Below are 25,416 nucleotides of genomic sequence, written 5' to 3'. Positions count from 1 at the left end.
GGACTTTAGGCGAGACGCTCCGCGTGGGAGGCAGCCCGGTCACGCAGTTCGGCGAGCTGCTCCGCCACCCGGACGCCCGCCGTACCGCCGCGGCCGTTGCGGGAAGCAACCGAGCCCTCGACGCTCAGCACCGAGCGGACCTCAGGCGTCAGCTCCGGCGAGATCGCCGCAAGGTCCTCGTCGGAGAGGTCCCACAACTCGATGCCGCGCTTCTCACAGGCCTGGACGCAGGCCCCGGCGACCTCGTGTGCCACCCGGAACGGCACCTTCTGCCGGACCAGCCACTCGGCGATGTCCGTCGCCAGCGAGAAGCCCTGCGGTGCCAGCTCCTGCAGCCGCTCGGTGTTGAAGACCAGCGTCCGGATCATCCCGGTGAACGCGGGCAGCAGCACCTCGAGGGTGTCCACGGAGTCGAAGACCGGCTCCTTGTCCTCCTGCAGGTCGCGGTTGTAGGCGAGCGGCTGCGCCTTCAGCGTCGCGAGCAGCCCGGTCAGGTTGCCGATCAGCCGGCCGGCCTTGCCCCGAGCCAGCTCGGCGATGTCCGGGTTCTTCTTCTGCGGCATGATGCTCGACCCGGTCGAGTAGGCGTCGTCGAGCTGGACGAAACCGAACTCCTTGGTCGCCCAGATGATCACCTCTTCGGCCTGCCGGGACAGGTCGACGCCGAGCTGCGCGGTGACGAAGGCGAACTCCGCGACGAAGTCCCGGGCCGCGGTGCCGTCGATCGAGTTCGCCGACGAGTTCGTGAAGCCCAGCTCGGTCGCGACGAACTGCGGATCCAGCCCCAGCGAGGACCCGGCCAGCGCCCCCGACCCGTACGGCGAATCGGCGGCCACCCGCGCGTCCCACTCGGCCAGCCGGTCGAGGTCGCGGATCAGCGGCCAGGCATGCGCCATCAGGTGGTGCGACAACAGCACCGGCTGCGCGTGCTGCAGGTGCGTGCGACCCGGCATCGCGACGCCGAGGTGCTTCTCGGCCTGCTCGGCGATCGTGTTGACCTGGTCGAGGACCAGTGCGCTGATGATCCGGCCGTGGTCGCGCAGGAAGCTCTTGAAGAGCGTCGCCACCTGGTCGTTGCGCGACCGGCCGGCCCGCAGCCGGCCACCCAGCTCGGCCCCGAGCCGCGCCAGCAGCCCGTGCTCCAGCGCGGTGTGCACGTCCTCGTCGTCCTCAGCCGGCCGGAAAGCACCGGAGAGCACGTCGGCGAGCAGTTCGTCGAGCCCGGCGAGCATCTTGGTGAGGTCCTCGTCGGAGAGCAGCCCCGCTCGGTGCAGCACCTTCGCGTGCGCCTTCGACCCGGCGATGTCGTACGGCGCCAGCCGCCAGTCGAAATGCGTCGACTTGCTCAACGCGGCCAGGGCATCGGCCGGCCCGCCCGCGAACCGGCTGCCCCACAGGACCGAACTCTCACCAGAACTCACAACGACAACATCCTTTCAGGAATCACTGTTCGCGCCGCTGCGGGCAGCGAGGCTCAAGAATCTGACAGCCAGGGCTTCTCCCCCGGCCGGGTCCCGCGACACCACCATCACGGTGTCGTCGCCGGCGATGGTGCCGAGTACGTCGTCCAGTCCCACGTGGTCGATCGCCGACGCGAAGTACTGGGCCGCACCCGGCGGGGTTCGCAGGATCACCAGGTTGGCGCTGCCCTCCGCCGAGACGAGCAACTCGGAGGCGACCCGGCCGAGCCGCTGCTCGAAAGCGGCAGCCTCACCGGCTCGCGGCGTACGGTCACCACCTTCACCCGGTACGGCGTACACCAGTTGCCCGGCCGAGTCGCGGACCTTCACCGCGCCGATCTCCACCAGGTCACGCGACAGGGTGGCCTGCCCGACGACGAGGCCGGCGTCGGCCAGCAGCTCGGCCAGTTCGGTCTGCGAGCGCACCGGCTGCCGCCCGAGCAGGTCGACGATGCGCTGCTGCCGCGCGGTCTTGGTGGTCGGCACAACCACGCTCATGAGCTGAAGTTCCTTGCCAGCAGCCAGGACAGCAGCGCCTTCTGCGCGTGCAGCCGGTTCTCCGCCTCGTCCCAGACGACCGACTGCGGACCGTCCAGGACGGCCGCCTCGATCTCTTTCCCCCGGTACGCCGGCAGACAGTGCAGCACGATCGCGTCCGCGTTCGCCTTGGCCACGAGTTGCTCGGTCACCGCATACGGAACGAAGGGCGCCTCGCGCTCCGCCGCCTCGGCCTCCTGCCCCATCGACACCCAGGTGTCGGTGGCTACGACGTCAGCATCCACCACTGCTTCCAGCGGATCGGAGGTCCACGCCGCCGACCCACCGGTGGTGGCCGCGATCTCCGCCGCCTTCGCGAGCACAGCAGCGTCCGGCTGGTACTCCGCGGGTGAAGCGACCACGACATGCATGCCTGCGGTCGCGCCGCCGAGCAGGTAGGAGTTCGCCATGTTGTTGGCACCGTCGCCGAAGAACACCAGCTTCAGCCCGGCGGTCCGGCCCTTGTGCTGCCGGACGGTCAGCAGGTCCGCGAGGATCTGGCACGGGTGGAACTCGTCGGTCAGCGCGTTGATCACCGGCACCCGCGAGGCACCGGCCATCTCCTCGATCCGTACCTGGCCCGACGTCCGCCAGACGATCGCGCCGACCTGCCGGTCCAGCACCCGCGCGGTGTCGGCGATCGGCTCGCCCCGGCCCAGCTGCGAGCCCTGCGCGTCGATGATCAGCGGCGTGCCGCCGAGCTCCGCGATCCCGACCGCGAACGAGATCCGGGTCCGGGTCGAGGCCTTGTCGAACAGCACCGCGACGGTCTGCGGTCCGCTCAGCGGCTGGTGCCCGAACCGATCGCGGGTCAGCTGCTCTGCCAGCGTCAGGACCTCGTCCTGCTCGACCGGACTCAGATCGTCGTCCCGCAGGAAGTGCCTGGTCATCCGACCTCCACCTGATCGAGCAGCGCCGGCAGCGCGGCGACGAAACTGTCGGCGTCAGCCTTGCTGAGGATGTACGGCGGCGCCAGTCGCAACGCGTCCGGAACCGGGTTGTTCACGATGAACCCGGCCTCCAGCGCGAGCGCGGCCAACTGGCCGGAGACCGGCTGGGTCAGCTGGATGGCGAGCAGCAGGCCGCGGCCCCGGACCCCGGAGATCAGCGGGTGCCCGAGTGCCTCGACGGCCGACACCAGATGGTTGCTGACGGCATTCACGTTGGCCAGCAGGTCGTCCCGCTCGATCACGGTCAGGACGGCGAGACCCGCGATCGCCGCGACCGGGTTGCCCCCGAAGGTGGTGCCGTGGTTGCCGGGCTGCAGCAGCTCGGCCGCTGCGCCGAAGCCGAGGCAGGCGCCGATCGGGATTCCCGCGCCGAGCCCCTTGGCCAGCGTGACCAGGTCGGGCGAGATTCCGGCGGCCTGGAAGGCGAACCAGTCGCCGGTCCGGCCGACCCCGGTCTGGATCTCGTCGATCCACAGCAGCGCGCCGTGCTGGGAGGTGATCTGCCGGGCCGCCTGGAGATACCCGTCCGGCGGTACGACGACGCCGTTCTCGCCCTGGATCGGTTCGAGCACCACGGCGGCGGTCCGGTCGTCGACCGCTGCGGCGAGCGCGGCCACGTCGCCGTACGGGACGAAGGTGACGTCACCGGGCAGCGGCGCGAACTCCTCGCGGTAGGCCGGCTTCCAGGTGATCGCGAGCGCCCCCATCGTCCGGCCGTGGAAGGCGCCGACGGTGGAGACGATCTTGGTCCGGCCGGTCTTGCGGGTGATCTTGAACGCGGCCTCGTTCGCCTCGGTGCCGGAGTTGGTGAAGAACACCTTCCCCTCGGCCTCGAACAGCGACAACAGCTTCTCGGCCAGCGCGATCTGCGGCGCGGAGGCGAAGAAGTTGCTGACATGGCCGAGGGTGGCGAGCTGGCTGGTGACGGCGGAGACCACGAACGGGTGGGCGTGCCCGAGGCAGTTCACCGCGAGGCCGCCGAGCAGGTCGAGGTACTTCTTGCCGTCGGCGTCCCACAGATGGGCGCCCTCGCCGCGGACCAGCACGCGCTTGGGCGCGCCGAAGGTGTTCATCAGGGACTGCGAGTAGCGCTCGGCGAGCGCGCTCTGCGTGCCGTCGACGGTGAGCAGTTCGGTCATGACGGGATCACCTGGGTTCCACTTCCGGCGTCGGTGAAGATCTCGAGCAACAGCGAGTGCGGCACCCGGCCGTCGATGACGGTGGCCCGGGAGACGCCGGACTGGACCGCGCGCAGGCAGGCTTCCATCTTCGGCACCATCCCCGACGCCAGCGACGGCAGCAATTCGGCCAGTTCGGCGGCGTCGATCTGGGTGATGATCTCCTCGCTCTCCGGCCAGTTGCGGTAGAGACCGGCGACGTCGGTCAGCACGACCAGCTTCGAGGCGCCGAGCGCCACGGCCAGCGCGGACGCGGCGGTGTCGGCGTTCACGTTGTGCGCCTGGCCGTCCTCGTCCGGTGCGATCGTGGAGACGACCGGGATCCGGCCGGCGTCGATCAGGTCGATCACGGCCTCCGGGCGGACGTCCACGACGTCGCCGACCAGGCCGATGTCGACCGACTCGCCGTCGATCATCGCGCCCCGCCGCTCGGCGGTGAACAGCCCGGCGTCCTCACCGGACATGCCGACGGCGAACGGGCCGTGGGCGTTCAGCAGCCCGACCAGCTCGCGGCCGACCTTGCCGACCAGGACCATGCCGACCACGTCCATCGCCTCGGGGGTGGTCACCCGCAGGCCGCCGCGGAACTCGCTGTCGATGCCGAGCCGGGCCAGCATGTCGCTGATCTGCGGGCCGCCGCCGTGTACGACGACCACCCGGACACCACAGTGCCGCAGGAACACGATGTCGGAGGCGAAGGCCTGCTTCAGTTCGTCGTCCACCATCGCGTTGCCGCCGTACTTCACCACGATGGTCTTGCCGTGGAACTCCTTCAGCCAGGGCAGTGCCTCGGTCAGGACGGCGGCCTTCTCGACCGCGCTGGCGTGGCTGTTGCTGGCCGCCGGCTTGGACTCGGTGGTGGTCACGACGAGTACGCCGAGTTCTCTTCGACGTACGCGTGCGAGAGGTCGGTGGTCAGCACGGTGGCCGACGCGTCGCCCGCGTGCAGGTCGATCACCACGTCGATCTCCAGTCCGCTGAGGTCGGCCTCGGAGCGGTCGACGCCCTTGCCGCCGGCGACGCAGATCGCGGCGCCGTTCAGGGTGATGTCGAGCAGCGCCGGGTCGAAGGCGGTCGGCGCGTTGCCGACGGCCATCGCGATCCGGCCCCAGTTCGGGTCGGAGGCGAAGAAGGCGGTCTTGCAGAGGTTGTCCTCGGCAACGATCTTGGCGGCGGCGACCGCCTCGGCCTCGGTGGCCGCGTTCCGCACGGTGATGCTGACGTGCTTGGTGGCGCCTTCGGCATCGGCCTGCAACTGCTTGACCAGATCGCCGGCCAGCGCGATCAGCGCCGCCTCGAACTCGGCGGCCGGGACCGTCACACCGGAGGCGCCCGAGCTGAGCAGCAGCACGGTGTCGTTGGTCGACGTACCGCCGTCGACGTCGAGCCGGTTGAAGGTCCTGCCGACCGCGTTGCGCAGTACGTGGTCGAGGTGCGGCTGGTCGACGATCGCGTCGGTGGTGATCACCGAGAGCATGGTCGCCATGTTCGGCGCGCACATCCCGGCGCCCTTGGCGAAGCCGCCGATGCTCCAGCCGTCGGGGTGCCGCAGCACCGCCTGCTTCGGCACGTTGTCCGTCGTCATCACCGCGGTCGCGGCCGACAGACCGTGCTCCGCGGTGGCGCCGAGGGCATCGACCACGGTCTTCAGACCGGGCAGCAGTTTGTCCATCGGCAGCCGCTCACCGATCAGGCCGGTCGAGCAGACGCCGATCTCGACCGCGCCGGTGCCGAGGATCGCGGCCAGCTCCTCGGCGGTCTTGTGCGTGTCCTGGAACCCCTCGGGGCCGGTGCACGCGTTGGCTCCGCCGGAGTTGAGGACGACGGCCTTCAGCTTGCCCGCGGTCAGCACCTGCTGCGACCAGAGCACGGGAGCGGCCTTCACCTTGTTGGTGGTGAAGACACCGGCCGCCACGTCGTCCGGGCCGTCGTTGACCACGACGGTGAGGTCCGGCTTGCCGGCGGGCTTGATCCCGGCGATCACCCCGGCCGCACGGAAGCCGGCCGGCGCGGTGACTCCGGCGCTCCGATCGACCTGGTTGTGCACGGCTGCGGTCACGGGGCTACTCCTACGAGGGGAAGGGCCAGCGTCTCGTCGAGACCGGCGGCCAGGTTCATGCACTGCACGGCGGCGCCGGCGGTGCCCTTGGTGAGGTTGTCCATCGCCGCCACGATCACTGCGCGGCCGGTGCGCTCGTCCAGCGTGACCTGCAACTGGACGGTGTTGGCACCGAGTGTCGACTGGGTCTGCGGCCACTGCCCTGCCGGCAGCAGGTGCACGAACGGCTCGTCCTGGTAGGCAGCCTCGTAGGCCTGCCGCAGGCTTTCGGCCGTAGTACCGGCGGTGACGGGTGCGCTGCAGGTGGCCAGGATGCCGCGCGCCATCGGGGCGAGCACGGGGGTGAACGAGACCGAGATGGGCTGGTCGGTGACCGGCCCGAGGTTCTGCTCGATCTCCGGCGTGTGCCGGTGCACGCCGCCGACGCCGTACGCCGTGGCGGAGCCCATCACTTCCGCACCCATCAGATGCGTCTTCGCGGCCTTGCCCGCTCCCGACGTCCCGCTGACTGCGACGACCACCAGCTGGCCGGGGTCGACCAGACCACCCTGCACTGCGGGGAGCAGCGCGAGGGTCGAGACAGTCGGATAGCACCCCGGTACTGCGACCCGGTTCGTGCCGCGCAGCTTCTCGCGTTGACCGGGCAGTTCGGGCAGTCCGTAGGGCCAGTGCCCGGCGTGCTTACCGCCGTAGAACTCCACCCAGGCCTCGGCCTCGACCAGCCGGAAGTCCGCGCCGCAGTCGATCACGGTGACGTCCTCACCGAGTTGCTCGGCGATTCCGGCGGACTGCCCGTGCGGCAACGCCAGGAACACGACGTCGTGACCCGCGAGAGTTTCCGCGGAGGTCTCGACCAACGTGCGCCCGGCGAGAGGCAGTAGGTGTGGATGGTGGAGGCCCAGCGCCGTACCGGCACTGCTGCCGGCCGTGAGTGCTCCGATCTCGACCTCCGGATGCGTGGAGAGCAGCCGGAGCAGCTCTCCCCCGGCGTATCCACTGGCTCCGGCGACCGCGACCCTCAAACTCATGTGAATGAGTATGTCAGATACCGAATGAATATCCAACCCGGTATCCCGGTAGAACCACTCAGGCGGCGGGGCGGCCGGCCCGCCAGGATCATCGCTATGGACAGCTACCGACCGCCGGCGACGCCCGAACTCGAGAACCGGCGCACCACAGCAAGCTACCGGGTCTTCTTCGGCTGGCTCGGCCTGGAGGTCCTCGCCTATGCACTCGCGGCGGTGTTCGCCTCCGACGAATCCGACACCGGATGCACTGGCCTGTGCTTCACCGACCAGGAGATGCTGGTCTTCCTCGCGATGTTGGTCGGAGCGTTCGTGCTGGGAGGTCAGGTGATCGTCGGCATGCTGCTGACCAGGTCCTTCCACCGCCATCGCCTGAATCCTTTCGCGGCCGGCACCGCGTCCTACTTCCTCACCGTCCTCCTCGCCGCCGTCGTACTCGTCTCCCTCGCGGTTGTTCAGTGACGGCGAAGCTGCCGCGCAGCGCGGTCACGTTGCTGTCTTGCGTCGTACTCGAGGGTGTCGTGTACTTCGTCTGGCTGCTGACCAGCTCGAAGGTGGAGCCACTTGGCTGCGACGACCACTGCCTGAGTGGCCGGGACATCGCGGCCGGCTGGGGACTGCTGGTCATCGCGCCGCTGGCTGCCGGCCAACTCCTCTTCGGTGGAGTCACAGTCGCGTTGACGGCCCGCAAGGGGGACAGGAGTGTCTTCGCCGGGCTGCTCGGCTTCTTCGCCGGTACTGCGCTGACGTTGCCGATCTTGTTCTTCGTCTACTACCTGCAGTCATCGTGACCGGCGTCACGTCACAAGTGCCGGCTTGCCGCGTGTCCGAAGGGGGACACGAAGGAGGCGGAGATGGCGCGGATCGGGCTGGAGCATCGGCGGACGGCGTTCGTCCGGGTGGTGGAGTGGTGGAGCAAGCGGCGGTACGGGCAGGTTCCGGATCCGGGAAAGGTCGCGCTGCACAACCGGCGGGTGCTGACCTCGACGATGATGCTGGAGTTGTCGGTGACCCGGTGGAAGGCTCTCGATCCGACGCTCAAGGCGCTGGCGACGATGGTGACGAGCGGGCGGATCGGGTGCAGTTGGTGCCTGGACTTCGGATACTGGGAGTACCACCACGCCGGCATCGACCAGGCCAAGCTGCGGGACGTGCCGCGATGGCGGGACAGTGAGGTCTATACGGAACTGGAGCGCGCGGTGATGGAGTACGCCGAGGCGATGACGGCGACACCGCCCGAGGTGACCGACGAACAGGTCGATCGGCTCAAGCGGGACCTGTCCGACGCCGCGCTGGTGGAGCTGACCGCGCAGGTCTCGCTGGAGAACCTCCGGTCCCGCACCAACGCGGCGCTGGGGCTCACCAGCCAGGGCTTCAAGGAGTACTGCGAGTTGCGGCCGACGTGACCTCCGACGAGCAACTGGCTGCCGAGTTCGACGAGCATCGCGCGGTGCTCGTCGGAGCGGCGTACCGGGTGGTGGGCAGCGTGGTCGACGCCGAGGACGTCGTTCAGGAGACTTGGTTGCGGTGGTCGGCCGCCGAGCGCGGAGCTGTTCGGGACGTCCGGGCCTACCTGATCCGGATCACGACGCGCCTGGCGCTGAATCGGCTCCGGCAGCAGAAGGCCCGGCGCGAGCAGTACGTCGGACCGTGGCTGCCAGAGCCGATCGTCTCGACCCGCGCCGAGAACGATCCCGCCGCCGTGGCAGAGGTCGCCGACTCGGTGTCGATGGCGATGCTCGTAGTACTGGAGACGCTGTCGCCGCTGGAGCGAGCAGCCTTCGTACTGCGTGAGGTGTTCGACCTGCCGTTCGCGGAGATCGCCGGCACGCTCGGCCGGTCGGAGTCCGCCGTCCGGCAGCTCGCTCACCGGGCCCGGGAGCACGTGCATGCCCGGCGCCCCCGGCATCGCGTCGACAGAGCACGGCACACGGAGGTCACCAACCAGTTCCTCAGCGCTGCCTGGTCGGGTGACCTGGCAGGCATGGTCGCGTTGCTCGCTCCCGACGCGGTACTGGTCAGCGACGGCGGCGGCATCAAAAAAGCCGCCCTCCGGCCCCTGCTCGGCCCGGACAAGATCTCCCGGTGGGCGATCGCATTGCTGGGGCCTGGCCAGCCGGCTCGCGATTTCGAGCTCCGCTCGGCCGAGCTGAACGGTGAGGACGCCTTCGTCTTCTACGACGGCGACGAGGTCGATAGCGCGGGTTTCCTGGAACTCGACGACAGCGGCCGGATCGCCCACTTCTACGTCGTCCGCAACCCGGAGAAGTTGACCGCTCTCCCCCGCCTCAGCGAGTTGCCGGGCTAACGCACGTGGGCGGCGATGGCGCGGGCGCAGTCAATCGACTCCGTCGTACCGGTGTCGACCTCGAGGTCGTAGACGACTCCTTCGTGGACCATCGAAGCCTGCGACTCGGCCATACCGCCGGTGCGGTCGCCCCGCGCGATCTCGCGTCCGGCCGCGATCTCCGGCGCGCAGCGCACTCCTACCCAGAGCACCTGCAGGCCAGCCAACTGGGCGCGCACGCGTTCCTGTGAGGCGGCGCCGTTCAGGAAGACGTCGTCGAACACGATTCGCGCTCCGGCCCTGGCCATCGCGGCGACCCCGGCCATCCACGCGGCCTCGAGCTCGCGGAATCCCGCGCCGACCTCGACCTCGCCGTGCTCGCCGAACGCGATTCCGGTCCCCGAGTCCAGCAGCCCGGGCGGCAGCGCGTCGACCAGGTCGTCCACCCCGAGGCTGATCCACGGCTGCGGCAGCAAGGCCTTGAGGCAGCGCGCGATCCCCGTCTTGCCTGAGCTCGATCCGCCGTTCAACACGATCACCTGGGTGGACATCCCACCGATTCTGCCAGCTAGGCTTCCTGCAAGTCAGTCGCATCTAGGAGGCCTCGGTGAAGTACCTGGTGATCGGTCCGGACGACGTCACGGACCCGGGACTGCGAGCCGATCTGCTGGACGCCTGGATCGCCGCGACGGACGCCGGCGGCAGCGTCGGCTTCACCGCCCCGGCTCCCGTGCACCTGGTCGCGGAGACTCTCGACCTCGCGCTCGACCGGGTTGCCGCGGGCAAGGACCTGCTCGGCGTCCTGCACAACGGCGAGCGGTACGTCGGCATGGGTCTGCTGGTCGACCAGGAGACCGCGCTCTGCCTGCACTGGCGCACCGTGCTGCGAGTGATGGTGCATCCGAAGTACCAGGGTGACGGCGCCGGCCGGATCCTGATGGAGGGACTGCGGCAGTCCGCGGAGGAACTCGGGCTGGAGCAGTTGCAGCTCACCGTCCGCGACGGGAACAGCCTGGAGAAGTTCTACGGCAAGCTCGGCTACCGGGTCGTCGGCAGCCACCCCCGCGCGGTCCGGGTCGCGCCGGACGACTACCGCGACGAGATCATGCTGGTGAGAGACCTGTAGCGCCGGATCCCGCTCCTCAGCGGGATCCGGCGCCGCGGTTCCCCACTATTGGCGGCCCCGGCGAGCTATCCGCATCAGCGTCACGCCCAGACCGACCAGCAGCCCGGCCAGGGTCAGCAGCAGGACCGACGGCCCACCGGTGTCCGGCAGTCCACCGGCCGCTCTCCTGACACTGGTCTGCGCGGCCGGCTGAGCCCCGACGGTCACCCTCACCTGCGAGTCCACTGTCACGCCCTCGGTGTCAGTGACCCGGTACGGCTGCTTCGCCGTACCGGTGAAGCCCCGCTCCGGAACGAACCTGACCGACCCGTCGGTACCGACCGTCCACCCGCCGACGTTCGGTACGGTCACCTGCTTCCCACAGGTGGCCGGCCCGGTCACCAGGCAGACACTGCCCGGGTCCCAGGCCGCGCCGCGGGTCGCGACGTCGTTCAGGAGCGGGTTGACGACCACCGGGTTGCCGAGACTTCCGGTACCGCTGTCCGGGATGGCCTTCGCCCCGCTGGGAGCACCGACGGTGATCTCCAGGCGAGCCGTGTCCGACGTCCCGTTCGCATCGGTCACCCGATAGGTGATCGATCTGGTGGTACCGGTGAAGCCCTTCACCGGGGTGTATCCGACGGTGCCGTCCGGCCGGGCCACGAAACTGCCCTCCTCCGCGACCGTCACCGAAGTCTTGTCCTTGCCGTCCGCCGGGTCGCGCAGCACGACCGACTCGGTCACCAGAGGCGCCGACGGATCACCTGCCTTGTCGTTGCCGAGCACCGCCACCACCACGCCCTGCCCGTACGGCGTACTCGCGCTGTCGTTCACCGCGACGGGCCGGACCGGCAACACGGTCACCGAGACCGTCGAGCGGGCCGGGTTCCGGTTGCTGTCCTTCACCTCGTACGCCGTCGGCCGCGTGCTGCCCACGAAGGCAGTCACCGGGGTGAAGGTGATCTTGCCGTTGGCAACGGCATAGCTGCCCTGCCCCTGCACCGACACCCGGTCGACCAAGTCACCCGAAGCGTTCACCAGCAGCAACGTCGCCGGGTCGAGCGTCGCACCGGCACCGGGCTTGTCGTTGGTCAGCGGGTCGAAGGTGACCGCGACCTGTTGCTTGGTCTCGGTCACATCCGGTAGCGCGACCGGCTTCGCGCCGACGGTCACCACCAAGGTCGCCGTACCGGCGCTGCCGTTCGTGTCGCTGACCTGATAGGTCACCGGTGTCGCCGGACCTGTCCAGCCGCCCCAGGGCTGCAGCCGGATCGCGCCGTCGGGCTGCACCGTATAGGTGCCCTGGCCCGCGACCAGCAGGCTCGCCACCGGATCACCGGTCGCGAAGTCGATCAGCCGGACGCTGGCCGCATCCAGCGGCGAGCTCGCGTCACCCGGCTTGTCGTTCGCCAGCACAGGGACGGTGGCCGGGGTGTCGAAAGCGGTCGTGGCCGCGTCGTCCGCGGCATCCGGAACGATCGCGGTGACCGTCACCGTCACTGTCGAGGTCGCCTTGTTGTTCGCCGTGTCCGTCACCCGGTAGGCGATCGAACTCGGTCCGCTGAAGGTCGGCACCGGATCGAAGGTGAGCTTGCCCGTCACCGCGTCGACCTTGTAGGTGCCCTGTCCGGCGACCGTCGCGGTCTTCCCCCACGCTTTGCCGTCGTAGAGCTCGACCGAGGTCTTCTCCAGTTCGGCGTCCGTGCCGGGCCGGTCGTTGGCGAGCGGCTCGACCAGCGCGTTCACGTTCTGTCGCGTGGTGCTGGTGTCGGGCTTCGCCTCCGGCCCCTTGCCGACCGTGAGGAAGAGCAATCCGTCGGCCGGCGTGCCGTTGGCGTCGCTGATCCGGTACGTCGCCGGCGTCGTCATGCCCTGGTAGTCCTTGACCGGCACGAACGTGACGGAACCGTCCGGCTTGGCCGTGTAAGTGCCTTCCCCAGGCTGCGTCACCGTCTGCTGGTACTTCGTCGCGTCGGCCGGGTCCTGCAGCAGCAGGCTCGTGGGCACCAGCGGAGCACTTGGATCGCCGGGCTTGTCGTTGGTCAGCACGTTCAGCGTGATCGGCCGGTTGAACGGGGTGATCGCCGAGTCGTCGACGGTGAACGGCTGCACCCCGGTGACCGCGATGCCGAGGGTCGACGACGCGGTGTTTCCCTGCGAGTCGGTCACCTGGTACTGGATCAGCCGCCCTCGACCGCTGAAGGCCGGGACCGGGTCCAACTGGATCGAGCCGTTCTTCTGCACCGTGTACTTGCCCTGCCCCGGAACCGTCGCCGTCTTGCCGAATCTCGCCGCCCTGCCGATGCCTTCTGCTGCCGGTACGTCGGGCAAGCCGATCACCACCGAAGCCGGATCGAGCTTCGCGCCGGTCCCGGGCTGGTCGTTGGACAGCACGTCCACGGTGACCGTGACGTTCTGCAGGGTGGAGCCGTTGTCGGCCCGCGCGACCGGCGGCAGCCCGACGGTGATCCACACCTCAGCCGTCGCCGTCGTGCCGTTGTCGTCGGCAACCTGGTAGGTCAGCGCGGTCCCCGGCCCGCTGAAGCCGGCAGCCGGCACGAACGCCACCACCCCGGCCCGCGCGGTGTAGACGCCTTCGTCCTTGATCGTCACCACGGTCTTGAAGAGTCCGTCGGCCGGATCTTTCAGCACCAGACTGCCGACGACGAGCGGCGCGCTGAGGTCACCCGGCTTGTCGTTGCCGAGCACCTTGACCGTCGCCGTCGCGCCGTACGGCGAGGTGGCGGTGTCGTCCTCGGCGGTGGGAACGATCGGCGTCACCCCGACCGTGATGGTCGAGCGGGTCGCCTGGTCGAACCAGTCGGAGACCCGGTACGTCACCGTGGTCGCCGTACCGGTGAAGGCCGGCAGCGGATCGAAGCCGACCGTGCCGTCCGGGTTCACGTGATAGGTGCCCTGGCCCGCTATCGTGACGACCTTCTTGAGCGAGCCGTCGGCCGGATCGATCAGTACGACGCTGAGCGGGTCCAGGCCGGTGCCCTGGCCGGGCTCGTCGTTGACCAGCGGGTCGAGGGTGACCGGGTCGTCCTGCTTGGTGGTCGCGGTGTCGGGTTTGGCCGCCGGTGGCGGCGGCTTGGCCACGGTGACCGTCAGCTTGGCCGGAGCGAGGGTCCCGTTCACGTCCGAGACCGTGTAGGCGAGCGCCGTCGCGACCCCGGTGTACGTCGGCAGCGGGTCGAACTGCACCTTGCTGTCGGCCACTACTTTGAAGGTTCCTTCGCCGTCGACGACCACCGTGAGCTGCGGCCTGTCGGTCAGCGGGTCGATCAGCTTGAGACTGCTCGGCACCAGCGGCACGGCGGGGTCGCCGGCCTTGTCGTTGGCGAGCACGTCCACGATCACGATCCGGTCGTACGCCGTACCGGCGGTGTCGTCCGTCGCGTCCGGCTGCACCTTGGTGACCTCGAGGGTGAGCGTCGCCCGGCCGATCGCACCGTTGCCATCGGCCACCAGATAGGTGATCGGCGTGGTCCTGCCGCTGAACGCCGGGACCGATTCGAACAGCACCCGGCCGTCGGGTTTCGCGGTGTACTTGCCCTGCCCAGCGACGACCACCGTGGTCACGGGTTCGGCGCTGACGCGGCTGGCGGGCATCGCGGCCGGAGTCTGACCCACCGGCGGGACGCTGGCTGCCGAGATGGCGGCCGGGTCCGGGGCCAGCAGCCGGAGGCTTCCGGGCACGAGCGTGGCGCCGGTCGGACCGGGCTTGTCATTGTCGAGCACCTGCACGAAGACCGAGCCACCTTGCAGCAGGGTGGTCCGGTCAGGGTTGGCCACCGGCGGTCCGGGCGCGTCGACCGAGACCGTGAGCTGGGCCCGCGCCGCAGTTCCGTTCTTGTCCAAGACCTGGTAGACGAGCGGGGTAGTGACACCGCGGAAGCCGTGCTGCGGCCCGAAGCGGACCTTGCCTTCGGCCACTGTGTACGTCCCCTGCCGGGGCACGGTGACCTGGTCGACGAGCTTTCCGCCGGCCGGATCGACCAGTTTGAGGGTAAGTGGGTCGAGCGGCGCTTCCGCGGTGCCCGGCAGATCGTTGTCGAGAACCGCAACCTCGACCGGGGTGTCGAACGGCGTGCTGACCGAATCCCCCGCGGCCTTCGGCGTCACCGGTGTCACGGTGACGGCCAAGGTCGACTCGGCGACCTGGCGGGTGCTGTCCGTGACGCGGTAGCCCAGCGTCGTCGCGACGCCGGTGAACTGTGGCAGCGGCAGGAAGTCGACGGTGCCGTCGGGCTTCACCACGTAGGTGCCCTCGTCCGGGACGATCACCTTCTTCGTGAAGGCTTCGGCGGCCGTCCGGAACGCGGCGTCGGCCGGATCCCGCAGTACCAGGGAGCCGGGGACCAGCGTGACGCCCGGCGCGGGAACGTCGTTGGCGAGCGGGGTCAGCGCCAGGCTGACGTTCTGCAGGGTGGTCGCCTGGTCGGCAACCGCCACCGGCTTCGCCGGCAGTGCGACGGTGACGGTCAGCTTCGCGGTCGCGGTCGTGCCGTTGGTGTCGGCGATCCGGTAGGTGACCGGCTTGCCTGGTCCGACGAACCCGGGCACCGGCTCGAACGAGATCCGGCCGTCGGGTTTGGCGACGTACTTGCCCTCGGCCACCACATTGACCATCACGCCGCACTTGTCACCGCTGACCAGGCAGAGCGTCCCGGGCGTCAGCGGGCTGGCCGGATCGCCCGGCTTGTCGTTGCCGAGCACATCGGTCGTCACGCCGGTGTCGTACGGCGTCGCTGCCGCGTCGTCGAGAGCGATCGGCGGAGGTGGTGGCGCGATGACGACCGGGTGGTCCTCGACCTCTCCGGTGTCCGCGGCACCGATCACCTGAGCCGTCGAATAGCCGGCCCGCACGCGCGCGTACGTCGTACCGGCGGTGAGCTTCGGCAGGGTCGGCCAGGTCAGCGTCACGGCACTCCGGCCCGCGGCGAAGGTGGCACAGGCACGCTCACCGGTGTCGAACTTGCCGTTCTTGTCCAGATCGATCCAGCCGCAGACGTGTCCGGCCTTGCTCGCTCCGCTGAGCGCGACGGCGGCAGAGTAGCTCTTCGCCACGGTGACCAGCGGCTTGAAGACGACCCCGTCGTCGGCCTGGTCCTGAGTCGCCGGGCCGGTGGTGCCGTTCGCGACGGTCCGGTTGTCCTCGGTCGCGTCGCCGCCCAGCCGGAGATCGCCGAGCACCGACCAGGCCGCGCCGTACGAAGCGGGCGCGTCGCCGAAGTCCTCGCTCGCGGAGGCGACGACGGAGAACGCGTCGGCGGAGGAGGCGGTGTTGAACGCCGGCAGCTTCGGGTTCTTGGTGAAGACGGCAGTGAGGTCGAAGCTGATCGACTTGGCGACACCGTTGACCCTGACCGATCCGCAGGCCGCGGTGGCCACGGAGTCGGGCCCCTGGCCGGTGTCGGTGTTGACGCAGTTCGGGCCGGCGTCCGGGTTCAGCGGGCGGATCGAGTCGGAGCCGACGGCCAGGTTGTTGCCCTTCCCAACCTTCGTCAGGCTGAGACCGGCGGTGGTGAGGCTGAGCACCGCGTGCAGTTCGGACTGGGCACTGACCCGGTCGTTCGTGGTCTGTGTGACCGCGCCGCCGATGCCGGCCAGATGCAGGATCGGGTTGCGGACCGGCTGAGAGAAGGTGATCGTCAGGGTGCCGCGGTGGCCGCAGGTGCCGATCGCGGCACAGCTGCCGGTGTTGACAAGCAGATCCTGGGCCGGGGTGGTGCGCGCGATCGCCGGGTCGTAGGTCTGGCCGGTACTGCCCCGGACGCCGGCGGTGGTTGCGTCCAGCAACTCCGTCTGACCGGTGACGGTGATGGTCTGGGTGAGACCGGAACCGGGCATCGTCGCGGTCGCCGTGTTGCCTTGGGCAAAGGGGGCCGAGGGCACCTGGTAGGCAATCGCCGGACCGGTCACGGTGGTGGCCAGCAGCGCGACGCCGAGTGAGGCCGCGGAGAGAACCACGGGCAGCCGATGGCCGGACCTCGTCATACCCACGCCCTCCCGAGCACTCACGTTTCCGCATGCGTCGGCCTCGGGGCGAGCGGGCCAGCGTAGAGCTAACGCTCTACGCCGGTCCGATGTTACGCGGGATCAGCCGGTGAGTTCGTAGATCCGGACCCGCTGCCAGCTGTGTCGGAGAACGGCGAGCTTCTCCAGCTCCGGCGAGACCGGTCCACCGAAGGAATCGGCGTACACCCAACGGACCTGGTACCGCTCACGCAGCAGCCGCAGCACCTCGGGAGTCGGACGGTAGATCGCCTGGTTGGTCAGCTCGACGCGCTCGGGCCAGGGCGACGGCTGCTGGTTGTAGCGCAGGCCGCCGACGCCGTGGTTGACCATCGCCTGCGAGGTGTAACCCCAGCCTTCGAGGAAGGTCCGGCGGCCGGCGATCCCGCTGACCAGGTAACCGCGGGCGTCGCAGCCCGGTCCTTGTTTCGGGGCGGGACGGCACCAGGTGTTGCTGACCACGACGTCCGTCGGCTCGGAGTTCTTCGCGAGCCAGAGCGCGGCGGCCTCCTCGTCGGGATAGACCCACCAGGTCGCCGAGGTGAAGGTCTGCGCCTGCTTGCCACCGTTGAGGTGCAGGTTCTGCTCGAAGATCCTTGCCGACGGCACCACCAGCAGAGTCAGCAGCACCAGCAACCCGCCGAGGCCCGCCAGCCGTCGTACTCGCTTGCGCAGCAGGAACCACCCGACCGTCAACACCGCGGTCACTGCGGCGACAACGAGCAGTGGCCGGGCAACCAGCGCGATCCGCCGCAACTGCGATCCCACCGGGACTGCATCGGTGGTCAGCAGGATGAAGGCGAACAGTGCACCGAGCACGACCGCGACGGCACTCAGTCCGAGAAGTACTCGACGCCTGTTCTCCTGCGGGTAGGAGCTGACCATGACAGCTGCGAGCCAGCCGACTGCCGCGAGGCTGAAAGGCACCGCGCTGTGGACGAAATAGGCCTCGCTGATCGACGGGTGGTCCACCACCAGGAAGCCGGCCCAGCCCGCGATCAACGCGCCGAGCAGGAACCAGCCGACCGGATCGCGACGCAACTCCCGCTTGCCGAGCAGCCCGTAGCCGACCACCGCGAGCAGCTGACCCAGCAACAACAGCGCGGTGACGACGACCACCCCACCGATCGACAGCAGCTGCCCAGATGTCAGCGCAGGCAGAATCGGCCCGCCCTCACCAGCCAGTGTCTTGTCACCAGTGGCTGCTGCATAGCCGCCCTGCGTCTTGACCACAGCCAGCAACTGCAGACCAGACCCGCTCGTGCTACCCGCGACCGTGACCATCGTCCCGACAGCCGCGGCGACCAGCAGCGAGCCCGCAGTGATGAACCGCCACGGCAGCCGCCGGTCGCGAATCAGCAGGAACAGCGCAGCCAGTCCCACCGCGCCGACCAGGATCGGCAAGGTCGTCGGCTTGGCGCCGCCCCCGACCACAGCGACCGTGAACGCGAGCAGCCACAAGCCCTTGCCGACCTCACCTTCGAACAACAGGTGGATCAGGAACACCGCGGCCGTAGTACCGGCGATCATCCCGAACGTCTGCGACGGACTCAGCAGACTCAACGGCGGCGACAGGTTCACCGCCGTGTCGATGAACAGGAACAGCTGCGGCCCAGCCAGCGCGGCAGCAGCCAGTACGCCGGTCCACCACGCGCGGCTGACCGTCCTGGCCAGTGTCGCGCACACCAGCAACGCCACCAGCAGTTGCGGCAGCAACCACAACCGGAAGAGCACCACGATCGGTGACAGCCCAGTGATGTCCACCGCCGCGGCCATGTCCGCGTTGGCGAACCAGTGGTACTCCAGCGCCTCGCCCGAGACCTGCGGCAGCTCCGGCGGCACCGATCGGGTCAGCTCGTTCAGCATCGACAGGTGGTAGAGCAGGTCCTGGTAGTACGACGTACCATCCGGGGGCGCCGGGTGGTACTTCATCGTGCCGAGCACCGTCCCGCCGAGCAGGATCGCCGAGGCGATCACCATGCCCCACGTCCACAGCAACGGCAGCGGCTTCGGCTCCAGGATCCGCCAGTGCTTCCTCAGCCGCGGGACCGCGGCGAAGGCGATCAGCACCAGCGCCGGCCAGACCACCAGCGCCCGTTGCCAGCCGAGTGCTGTGAAGATCGCCCAGCCAACCAGTTGGTACGTCGCTCCGACCGCAGAGCCGAGTCCGAAGTCCTCGGCCCAGTTGCCGGTACTCCGCCAGAGGGCACGCAGGATCAGGATTCCCGGCAGTGCCACCGCCAGCGCGAAGTACACGGTGTACTTCGCGATCGGGCCGACCGGGACGTCGAGCGAGATCAGGGCGAGGACGGTGACGACGTACGGGAGCAGCCACGGCAGCAACCGTGGCTGCAGCCGTAGGAGGGAACGCGTCATCTAGTGGGGACCTCGTCGCGGGCATCACGCCCGGCGTCGTCGAGACTGTCGTAGCCGATCAGGAACTGCGGGCGCCCCTGACTCGACTGGAACAAGCGGGCGACGTACTCCCCCAGCAGACCGAGGCACAGCAACTGGATCGCGCCGATCACGCTGACGGCGAGCACTGTCGAGGTCCAGCCGGGGACGGTGTTGCCGGACAGCTTGATCACCAGCGCGCTGACGGCGAACAGGCCGGACAACAGCCCGCCGAGCAGACCGAACCAGGTGGCCAGCCTCAGCGGCGCCGCCGAGAAGGCGGTCACGCTGTCGAAGGCCAGCCGGAACATCTTCGACCAGTTGTACTTCGTCACGCCGGCCGCCCGCTCCGCGCGAACGTAGGCGACCTCCGCGCTGGGAAAGCCCAGCCACGGGATCACTAGCCGGAAGACTCGGCCGTCCTCGGGCAGTGCATTGACCGCTTCCACGACCCGGCGCGAAACCAGCCGGAAGTCAGCGGCGTCGAACGGAACGTCCTTGCCGACCAGGCGGCACATCAGGCGGTAGTACAGCCGGGCGGTGGTGCGCTTCGGCCAGGAGTCGCTGGAGCGGTCGGAGCGGACGCCGTACACGACGTCGACGTCCTGGTCCCGCGCGGTGGCCAGCAACTCGGCGATCACCTCGGGCGGATCCTGCAGGTCGGCGTCGATGGTGACCAGGTACCTGCCGCGGGCGCGCCGGAAGCCGGCCGACTGCGCGGCCTGGTGACCGGAGTTGCGAAGCAGCCGGACGACGCGGAGCTGACGCCACTCGACGGCGGCCGCGAGCAGCATCGGGGCGGTCGCGTCCCGGCTGCCGTCGTCGACGACCAGCACCTCGTAGCTGATGCCGAGACCGTCCAGCAGGGGGCGCATCCGCTCGAAGAAGATCGGCAGTACCTCTTCTTCGTCGTACATCGGCACGACGACGGAGAGTTCGGGATCCGGCATGTCCGGTGTCCTCCACGACTGAGCTGGCTGGTCCCGTTCGAGCGGATCGGGTCGGCTGGGTTGGCAGGGGGTGAAAGTAGCAGGTCTCAGGTCGGGGGCGAGACGGCGACGGCCCCGGTACGCCGGGGATCGCCGACCGTGAGCAACCCGTCGACCGGGTCCCAGAAGGCCGCCGCGACGCCGCCGAAGTACATCGAGTGCGGCGGCATCGGACGGCTCGGCAGACTGCTCACGAAGCCGGAGTCGGCCAGATCCTCCTCGTAGTCCACGACGATGTCGTCGCGCACGCGAACGTGCAGCCGGGGATACTCGACGGCTTCCTGCAAGGACAGCCCGCCGTGGGTGTAGAGCGCGTAGACCTGCGCGATGGCGGTCGGGATCCGGTCGGAACCTGGCGAGCTGATCGCCAGCACCGCGCCGTCGCTGTCGCGGCGGGCGACACTCGGCGCCATGTTGGACGTGAGCCGCGTGCCGGGCGCGAGGCTGTGCGGGCCGCCGTGCAGAAGCTCCTGCTCGCCGAGCGCGTTGTTGAGCCAGATGCCGGTGCCCGGGGTCATCACGCCGGAGCCGTAGCCGGACGAGACGGTGATCGCGCAGGCGTCGCCTTCGTCGTCGACCACGGAGACCGTCGCGGTACTGGGTGAGCCGAGAGCGCGCAGATCTCCGGCAGACGCGAGGTCGAGCAGCTTCTGCCCTTCCAGCTGACGCACGTCTTCTTCGGCGAGCTCGGCCAGCCGACGACCGAGCACCGCGTGCTGGACCTCGATCAGGCGCTCCAGCTCGGCCGGGTTCCACGCGCCCTGCCCCGGCACGCCGTCGAGCAGCGCGAGAATGGCGGCCGCCGCGACCCCGCCCACCGCGGGCGGCGGGTTGGTCGCCAGGCGCCAGCCGTTCTGCCGGACCATCAGGGCCGGCCGCACGATCGCCTCGTACGCCGCGAGGTCCGCGGCGGTCAGGATGCCGTCGTTCTCGGCCATGTCGCGGACCAGCAACTCCGCCAGCTCACCGGTGTAGAGCGTCTCGGCGCCTTCGGCCGCGATCAGCTCGAGGGCCTCGGCCAGCTCAGGGATCACCACCGTCGTACCGGCCTTGATCACCTGGCCGTCGGCCTCGTGCACGACACCGTGGCTGGGCTGGTGCCAGCCGAAGATGATCTCGTGGGTGTAGCCGAGGTAGTAGCCCGAGGTCCGGCTGAGCGGGAATCCCTTCCGCGCGACCTCGATCGCCGGCCGGACCACCTCGCTCCACGGCGCCTTGCCCGAGCGCTGATGCGCCAGGTCGAGCGCCTTCATCCCACCCGGCGTCGCCACCGAACCGTGGCCGATCGTGGTGGTCGTCCCGCCGCCGTAGTCGGTCGTCACGTCCCAGACGCCCTGCCCGAACTTGTGCTCCGGCAGGCCACGCCCAGGCATCTCCACCCAGCCGTCGATGGTGACAGCCTCGCCACCCTTGACCTGCAAGGTGACGAAACCACCCGAAGCCGGCGAAACGACGCCGATCTCGTTGACCATCGTCACCAGAGTGGCAGCGATAGCAGCGTCGACCGCGTTACCGCCTTCGGCCGCGACCCGCACGCCGGCCTCGGCTGCCGCGGCGTTCGGAGCCGCCACCGCCACCCGCGGGTTGCTCATCGCTCCGGCGCGTTCGTGCCGTTCGCGACCGCCCGGCTCGCGGCACCCGCCCGGTTCGCGGCACCCGCCCAGTTCGCGGCACCCGCTCGGCTCGCACCACCCGCCCGGCTCGCGGCGCCGGACCCGCCTCGCGCCTGCGGGGCGCGAGACGGCTCGACAGAGATGCTTCGTACCGGCGGGAAGGCCGGAGCGATCCTGTTCACCGGCTCAGCCGACGCGCTGAACTGCGCCGAAACGGTCGACCGTCACCTGGACGGCCGCCTGCCGAGCGGCGCTGACCTCGGTCTCGGTCAGCGTGCGGTCGGCGGCACGGAAACGCAGCGCGAAGGCGAGCGACTTCTTGCCCTCGCCGATCTGCTCGCCGGTGTACAGGTCGAACAGCCGGATCGACTCCAGCAACTCCCCCGCACCTTCGACCAGGGCCGCCTCGACCTCGGCCGCCGCGACCTCCGCCCCGACGATCAGCGCGACGTCCTCCTTGGCGACCGGGTACGACGAGAACGGGTGCGCGACCACCGACGACGGACCGGCCGCCATCAGCGCGTCGAGATCGAGCTCGACCGCACTCGACCGCGCCGGCAACCCGAACGCCTGACACACCTTGGGATGCAGCTCGCCGGCGTGCCCGATGACCTGGTCACCGACCGAGACCTCGGCGCAGCGGCCGGGGTGCCACGGCGCGAGCTCGACGTTGCGCAGTACCGGCTCGACACCGACCACGGCGGCGACCGACCGGGCGATCTGCACCGCGTCGGCCCAGCCCGACGGCTGCCCCTTGCCCCACCAGCCGGTCGGCGTGCGCGAACCGCTCAGCACGACTCCGAGGTGCAGGGGCTGGTGCGGCAGCGCGTCGTACAGCGCCTGGATCTCTTCGTCGCTCGGCCGTTGCGCGACCGACGGCAGCGGCGCCGGCTTCGACTCCGCGCGCGGCAGGAACACCAAGCTGGTCTGGAAGATCGCCAGATCGGTGGCTCCCCGGCCGGCGTTGCGCTCGGCAGTGCGCAGCAGCGTCGGCAGCAACGTGGTCTGCATGGACGGCTCTTCGTCCGACAACGGGTTGGCGAGCTTCACCGTCGTCCGGCGAGCGTCGTCGGCCGGCAGCCCCATCGCGTCGAAGTCGGCGTCGCCCACGAACGGGTAGGAGACAACCTCGGTCAACCCGGCGCCCACCAGCGCGGTGGCGATCCGGCGGCGACGCTGCTGGGCAACGGTCAGCCCCTTGCCACCAGGCGCCTTCGGCAGCACCGACGGCACGTTGTCGAACCCGAACAGCCGGATGACCTCTTCGGCGAAGTCGTTGGGGTCCCGCAGATCAGGCCGCCACGACGGCGCGGACAGACTGATCAGGTCGGAAGGCGCAGGAAGTGCAGTGGTCTCCTGAACAGTGCAACCGACAGCCCGAAGGTGCTGAAGGGTTTCTTGGACGGAGATGTCGGCGCCGGCGACGCGAGCCGCGTGGTCGGCGCGAATCGTCACCGGCGCAGGCAGTACGTGCGTGTCGATGACGGTCTCGTCCGGCAGGATCGTGCCGCCGGCCAGCTCGGCCAGCAGGTCGGCGACCCGCTGGGCGGCGTACCGCGGGAGCTGCGGGTCGACCTCACGCTCGAACCGGCGCGACGCCTCGGACGACAACTTGTGCCGCCGCGACGACCGCGCGGTCACGATCGGGTGGAAGTGTGCCGCCTCGATCACCACGTCGGTGGTGGCGGCGGAGATCTCGGTGGACGCGCCGCCCATCACGCCGGCGATGCCGATCGGGCCGGAGTCGTCGGTGATCAGCAGGTCCTCGGCGTCCAGCTCCCGGGTCTGGTCGTCCAGCGTCATCAGCTTCTCGCCGGCCGTCGCGCGCCGTACGACGAGGTCGCCGGTCAGCCGGGCCTTGTCGTAGCCGTGGATCGGCTGCCCGAGCTCCAGCATCACGTAGTTCGTGACGTCGACCCCGATCGAGATCGGCCGCATCCCCGACATCACCAGCCGCTGCTGCAACCACCGCGGCGACGGCGCCGCCGGGTCGATCCCGGTGACCGTGCGGGTCACGAAGACGCTGCACGCCTCGGTGTCCTCGACCCGCACCGGATAGCCACCGGACTGCGAACCGGTCAGCGTCAGCGTGGCCGGGTCCTTCAGCTCCACCCCGTACGCCGTGGCGGCCTCGCGGGCGACCCCGCGAATCGACAGGCAGTAGCCCCGATCCGGCGTCACCGCGATGTCGAGCACGTCGTCGCGCAGCCCGAGCAGCTCGATCGCGTCGGTCCCGACCTCGGCCTCCCCCGGCTCCAGCACGACGATGCCGTGCGTGCCGTCGTCGCCCAGACCGAGCTCCGACGAAGAGCAGATCATCCCGCTGGAGACGTGCCCGTAGGTCTTGCGCGCCGAGATCGCGAACCCACCGGGCAGCACGGCACCCGGCAGCACGACGACGACCAGGTCGCCGACCTCGAAGTTGCTCGCACCGCAGACCACCCACTGCGGCTCGTCGTTGCCGATGTCGAGCGAGCACCAGCGGATGGTCTTGCCGTTCTTCTGCGGCTCCGGCTCGTAGCTGAGCACCTTGCCGACCACCAGCGGACCGGTCAGGCCGCCGCCCGCCTCGTCGACGGTCTCGACCTCGAGCCCGGCACGGACCAGCTTCTCGCCGACCTCGCGGCCGGTGACGCCGGCCGGCAGCTCGACGTACTCACGAAGCCATGACAGTGGGACCCGCATCAGATCTCCATCCCGAACTGGCGGCTGAACCGCACGTCACCCTCGACCATGTCCCGCATGTCCTCCACCCCGTTGCGGAACATCAGCGTCCGCTCCAGGCCCATTCCGAACGCGAATCCGGAGTACCGCTCGGGGTCGATGCCACACGCCTGCAGCACTCGCGGGTTGACGACTCCGCAGCCGCCCCACTCGATCCAGCCCTCACTGCCACAGGTGCGGCAGGGCCGCTCCGGGTTGCCGACCGACGCGCCCCGGCAGACGAAGCACTTCAGGTCGACCTCGGCCGACGGCTCGGTGAACGGGAAGAAGTTCGGCCGCAACCGCGCCTCCAGCCCCTCCCCGAACATCGACACCACGAAGTGGTCGAGCGTGCCCTTCAGGTGCGCGAGCGTGATGCCCTCGTCCACCACCAGGCCCTCGACCTGGTAGAAGACCGGCGTGTGGGTCGCGTCCAGCTCGTCGGTGCGGAACACCCGGCCGGGACAGATCACGTAGATCGGTGGCTTGCGGGTCAGCATCGACCGCGCCTGCACCGGTGAGGTGTGCGTCCGCAGTACCGTCCCGGACCCGGGCGGGTCGACGAAGAAGGTGTCCTGCATCTGCCGCGCCGGGTGGTCGGGCTGGAAGTTCAGCGCGTCGAAGTTGAGCCACTCAGCCTCGATCTCGGGGCCCTCGGCGACGTCCCAGCCGAGCGCGCTGAACACGTCGGCGACCTGCTCGGAGATCAGCGACAGCGGATGCCGCGCGCCGAGCTCGGGGGAGTGCCACGGCAGCGTCACGTCGACGCGCTCGGTGGCCAGCATCCGCTCCTCGTGCTCGGCCTCCAGCACCGCGAGCCGAGCGGCGAACGCCTCGTTGATCACCTTGCGGGCGGACCCGATCCGCTGACCGGCCTCCTTGCGCCCCTGCGGCGGCAACGCACCGATCTCGCGGTTGGCCAGCGCGATCGGTGACCGCTCGCCGAGATGCCCGGCCTTGGCCTCCTGCAGAGCGGCCAGATCGGCTGCCTTCGCGAAGGCAGCCAGAGCCTCGTCGCGCGCCCGCTCGACCTCGTCGGCATGCAGAGGAGTGACCTCGACGGGGTCGTAGTTCTTGTTGGGACCGGACATGACT

General features: G+C 69.7%; 19 protein-coding genes. 5 read left to right on the top strand and 14 right to left on the bottom strand.

Annotation, left to right across the window (positions count from 1 at the left end):
- Positions 1-5 precede the first annotated feature (5 nt).
- Genes argH through argC form a run of 7 tightly spaced genes read right to left on the bottom strand, consistent with a single transcriptional unit; the run spans position 6 to position 7,212 of the window.
- Complete coding sequence (gene argH / locus OX958_RS11065) at positions 6-1,421, bottom strand: argininosuccinate lyase (RefSeq protein ID WP_270137192.1); 1,416 nt, start codon at positions 1,419-1,421, stop codon at positions 6-8.
- A gap of 15 nt (positions 1,422-1,436) precedes the next feature.
- Positions 1,437-1,958 (bottom strand): arginine repressor, encoded by a 522-nt coding sequence (locus OX958_RS11060; protein WP_270137191.1) that lies wholly within the window; start codon positions 1,956-1,958, stop codon positions 1,437-1,439.
- Entirely contained in the window at positions 1,955-2,887 is a 933-nt protein-coding gene (gene argF / locus OX958_RS11055; protein WP_270137190.1) for an ornithine carbamoyltransferase, read from the bottom strand. The genes OX958_RS11060 and argF overlap by 4 nt, the downstream gene beginning before the upstream one ends.
- Positions 2,884-4,086 (bottom strand): acetylornithine transaminase, encoded by a 1,203-nt coding sequence (locus tag OX958_RS11050; protein WP_270137189.1) that lies wholly within the window; start codon positions 4,084-4,086, stop codon positions 2,884-2,886. The genes argF and OX958_RS11050 overlap by 4 nt, the downstream gene beginning before the upstream one ends.
- Positions 4,083-4,991 carry an acetylglutamate kinase gene (gene argB, locus OX958_RS11045; RefSeq protein WP_270137188.1) on the bottom strand — a complete coding sequence of 303 codons (909 nt, stop codon included), beginning with the start codon at positions 4,989-4,991 and terminating at the stop codon, positions 4,083-4,085. Before argB ends, OX958_RS11050 begins: the two co-directional genes overlap by 4 nt.
- Positions 4,988-6,184: a bifunctional glutamate N-acetyltransferase/amino-acid acetyltransferase ArgJ gene (argJ, locus tag OX958_RS11040; RefSeq protein WP_270137187.1), complete on the bottom strand. Its 1,197-nt coding sequence runs from the start codon at positions 6,182-6,184 to the stop codon at positions 4,988-4,990. The genes argB and argJ overlap by 4 nt, the downstream gene beginning before the upstream one ends.
- Positions 6,181-7,212 (bottom strand): N-acetyl-gamma-glutamyl-phosphate reductase, encoded by a 1,032-nt coding sequence (gene argC, locus OX958_RS11035; protein WP_270137186.1) that lies wholly within the window; start codon positions 7,210-7,212, stop codon positions 6,181-6,183. Before argC ends, argJ begins: the two co-directional genes overlap by 4 nt.
- A gap of 96 nt (positions 7,213-7,308) precedes the next feature.
- Here argC and OX958_RS11030 point away from each other — a divergent pair, with 96 nt between their 5' ends.
- From OX958_RS11030 to OX958_RS11015, 4 genes are all read left to right on the top strand, one after another.
- Positions 7,309-7,671 (top strand): hypothetical protein, encoded by a 363-nt coding sequence (locus OX958_RS11030; RefSeq protein ID WP_270137185.1) that lies wholly within the window; start codon positions 7,309-7,311, stop codon positions 7,669-7,671.
- Positions 7,668-8,000: a hypothetical protein gene (locus OX958_RS11025; RefSeq protein WP_270137184.1), complete on the top strand. Its 333-nt coding sequence runs from the start codon at positions 7,668-7,670 to the stop codon at positions 7,998-8,000. The genes OX958_RS11030 and OX958_RS11025 overlap by 4 nt, the downstream gene beginning before the upstream one ends.
- 63 nt (positions 8,001-8,063) lie before the next feature.
- On the top strand, positions 8,064-8,615 hold the full coding sequence (locus tag OX958_RS11020) for a carboxymuconolactone decarboxylase family protein (RefSeq protein ID WP_270137183.1): 552 nt from the start codon (positions 8,064-8,066) through the stop codon (positions 8,613-8,615).
- The gene (locus OX958_RS11015) at positions 8,612-9,517 is read left to right on the top strand and encodes an RNA polymerase sigma-70 factor (RefSeq protein WP_270137182.1); all 906 of its coding nucleotides are present in this window, start codon (positions 8,612-8,614) and stop codon (positions 9,515-9,517) included. The genes OX958_RS11020 and OX958_RS11015 overlap by 4 nt, the downstream gene beginning before the upstream one ends.
- Here the strand turns inward: OX958_RS11015 and cpt are convergent.
- Positions 9,514-10,047, bottom strand: a complete 534-nt coding sequence (cpt, locus tag OX958_RS11010) for a chloramphenicol phosphotransferase CPT (RefSeq protein WP_270137181.1) — start codon at positions 10,045-10,047, stop codon at positions 9,514-9,516. The genes OX958_RS11015 and cpt overlap by 4 nt on opposite strands.
- A gap of 56 nt (positions 10,048-10,103) precedes the next feature.
- Here cpt and OX958_RS11005 point away from each other — a divergent pair, with 56 nt between their 5' ends.
- Positions 10,104-10,622 (top strand): GNAT family N-acetyltransferase, encoded by a 519-nt coding sequence (locus tag OX958_RS11005; protein WP_270137180.1) that lies wholly within the window; start codon positions 10,104-10,106, stop codon positions 10,620-10,622.
- A 45-nt stretch (positions 10,623-10,667) separates the two neighbouring features.
- Here the strand turns inward: OX958_RS11005 and OX958_RS11000 are convergent, their stop codons facing one another.
- From OX958_RS11000 to pheS, 6 genes are all read right to left on the bottom strand, one after another.
- A complete protein-coding gene (locus OX958_RS11000) occupies positions 10,668-16,604 on the bottom strand; it encodes an Ig-like domain-containing protein (RefSeq protein WP_270137179.1) in 5,937 nt (1,978 codons plus the stop codon).
- Positions 16,605-16,706: 102 nt separating this feature from the next.
- Positions 16,707-18,998, bottom strand: coding sequence for a hypothetical protein (locus OX958_RS10995; protein ID WP_270137178.1), 2,292 nt, complete (start codon positions 18,996-18,998; stop codon positions 16,707-16,709).
- Positions 18,995-19,966, bottom strand: a complete 972-nt coding sequence (locus OX958_RS10990; protein WP_270137177.1) for a glycosyltransferase family 2 protein — start codon at positions 19,964-19,966, stop codon at positions 18,995-18,997. The genes OX958_RS10995 and OX958_RS10990 overlap by 4 nt, the downstream gene beginning before the upstream one ends.
- 86 nt (positions 19,967-20,052) lie before the next feature.
- Positions 20,053-21,597, bottom strand: coding sequence for a gamma-glutamyltransferase (locus OX958_RS10985; protein WP_270137176.1), 1,545 nt, complete (start codon positions 21,595-21,597; stop codon positions 20,053-20,055).
- 207 nt (positions 21,598-21,804) lie between these two features.
- Complete coding sequence (gene pheT, locus OX958_RS10980) at positions 21,805-24,303, bottom strand: phenylalanine--tRNA ligase subunit beta (RefSeq protein ID WP_270137175.1); 2,499 nt, start codon at positions 24,301-24,303, stop codon at positions 21,805-21,807.
- Positions 24,303-25,412, bottom strand: coding sequence for a phenylalanine--tRNA ligase subunit alpha (pheS, locus tag OX958_RS10975; RefSeq protein ID WP_270137174.1), 1,110 nt, complete (start codon positions 25,410-25,412; stop codon positions 24,303-24,305). Before pheS ends, pheT begins: the two co-directional genes overlap by 1 nt.
- Between the last annotated feature and the right edge of the window lie 4 nt (positions 25,413-25,416).

Origin of the sequence: Kribbella sp. CA-293567 (genome assembly GCF_027627575.1) — a bacterium.
In the GTDB taxonomy this organism is placed as follows: domain Bacteria; phylum Actinomycetota; class Actinomycetes; order Propionibacteriales; family Kribbellaceae; genus Kribbella.
This window is presented reverse-complemented; position numbering and strand designations above follow the sequence as displayed.

Excerpts from the sequence above, each read along its gene's own strand:
- OX958_RS10995 (WP_270137178.1), bottom strand. The coding sequence starts at position 18,998 with ATGACGCGTTCCCTCCTACGGCTGCAGCCACGGTTGCTGCCGTGGCTG.
- OX958_RS11030 (WP_270137185.1), top strand. The coding sequence starts at position 7,309 with ATGGACAGCTACCGACCGCCGGCGACGCCCGAACTCGAGAACCGGCGC.
- OX958_RS11050 (WP_270137189.1), bottom strand. The coding sequence starts at position 4,086 with ATGACCGAACTGCTCACCGTCGACGGCACGCAGAGCGCGCTCGCCGAG.
- OX958_RS11000 (WP_270137179.1), bottom strand. The coding sequence starts at position 16,604 with ATGACGAGGTCCGGCCATCGGCTGCCCGTGGTTCTCTCCGCGGCCTCA.
- argF (WP_270137190.1), bottom strand. The coding sequence starts at position 2,887 with ATGACCAGGCACTTCCTGCGGGACGACGATCTGAGTCCGGTCGAGCAG.
- argC (WP_270137186.1), bottom strand. The coding sequence starts at position 7,212 with ATGAGTTTGAGGGTCGCGGTCGCCGGAGCCAGTGGATACGCCGGGGGA.
- OX958_RS11020 (WP_270137183.1), top strand. The coding sequence starts at position 8,064 with ATGGCGCGGATCGGGCTGGAGCATCGGCGGACGGCGTTCGTCCGGGTG.
- pheS (WP_270137174.1), bottom strand. The coding sequence starts at position 25,412 with ATGTCCGGTCCCAACAAGAACTACGACCCCGTCGAGGTCACTCCTCTG.
- pheT (WP_270137175.1), bottom strand. The coding sequence starts at position 24,303 with ATGCGGGTCCCACTGTCATGGCTTCGTGAGTACGTCGAGCTGCCGGCC.
- OX958_RS10990 (WP_270137177.1), bottom strand. The coding sequence starts at position 19,966 with ATGCCGGATCCCGAACTCTCCGTCGTCGTGCCGATGTACGACGAAGAA.
- OX958_RS11060 (WP_270137191.1), bottom strand. The coding sequence starts at position 1,958 with ATGAGCGTGGTTGTGCCGACCACCAAGACCGCGCGGCAGCAGCGCATC.
- OX958_RS10985 (WP_270137176.1), bottom strand. The coding sequence starts at position 21,597 with ATGAGCAACCCGCGGGTGGCGGTGGCGGCTCCGAACGCCGCGGCAGCC.
- cpt (WP_270137181.1), bottom strand. The coding sequence starts at position 10,047 with ATGTCCACCCAGGTGATCGTGTTGAACGGCGGATCGAGCTCAGGCAAG.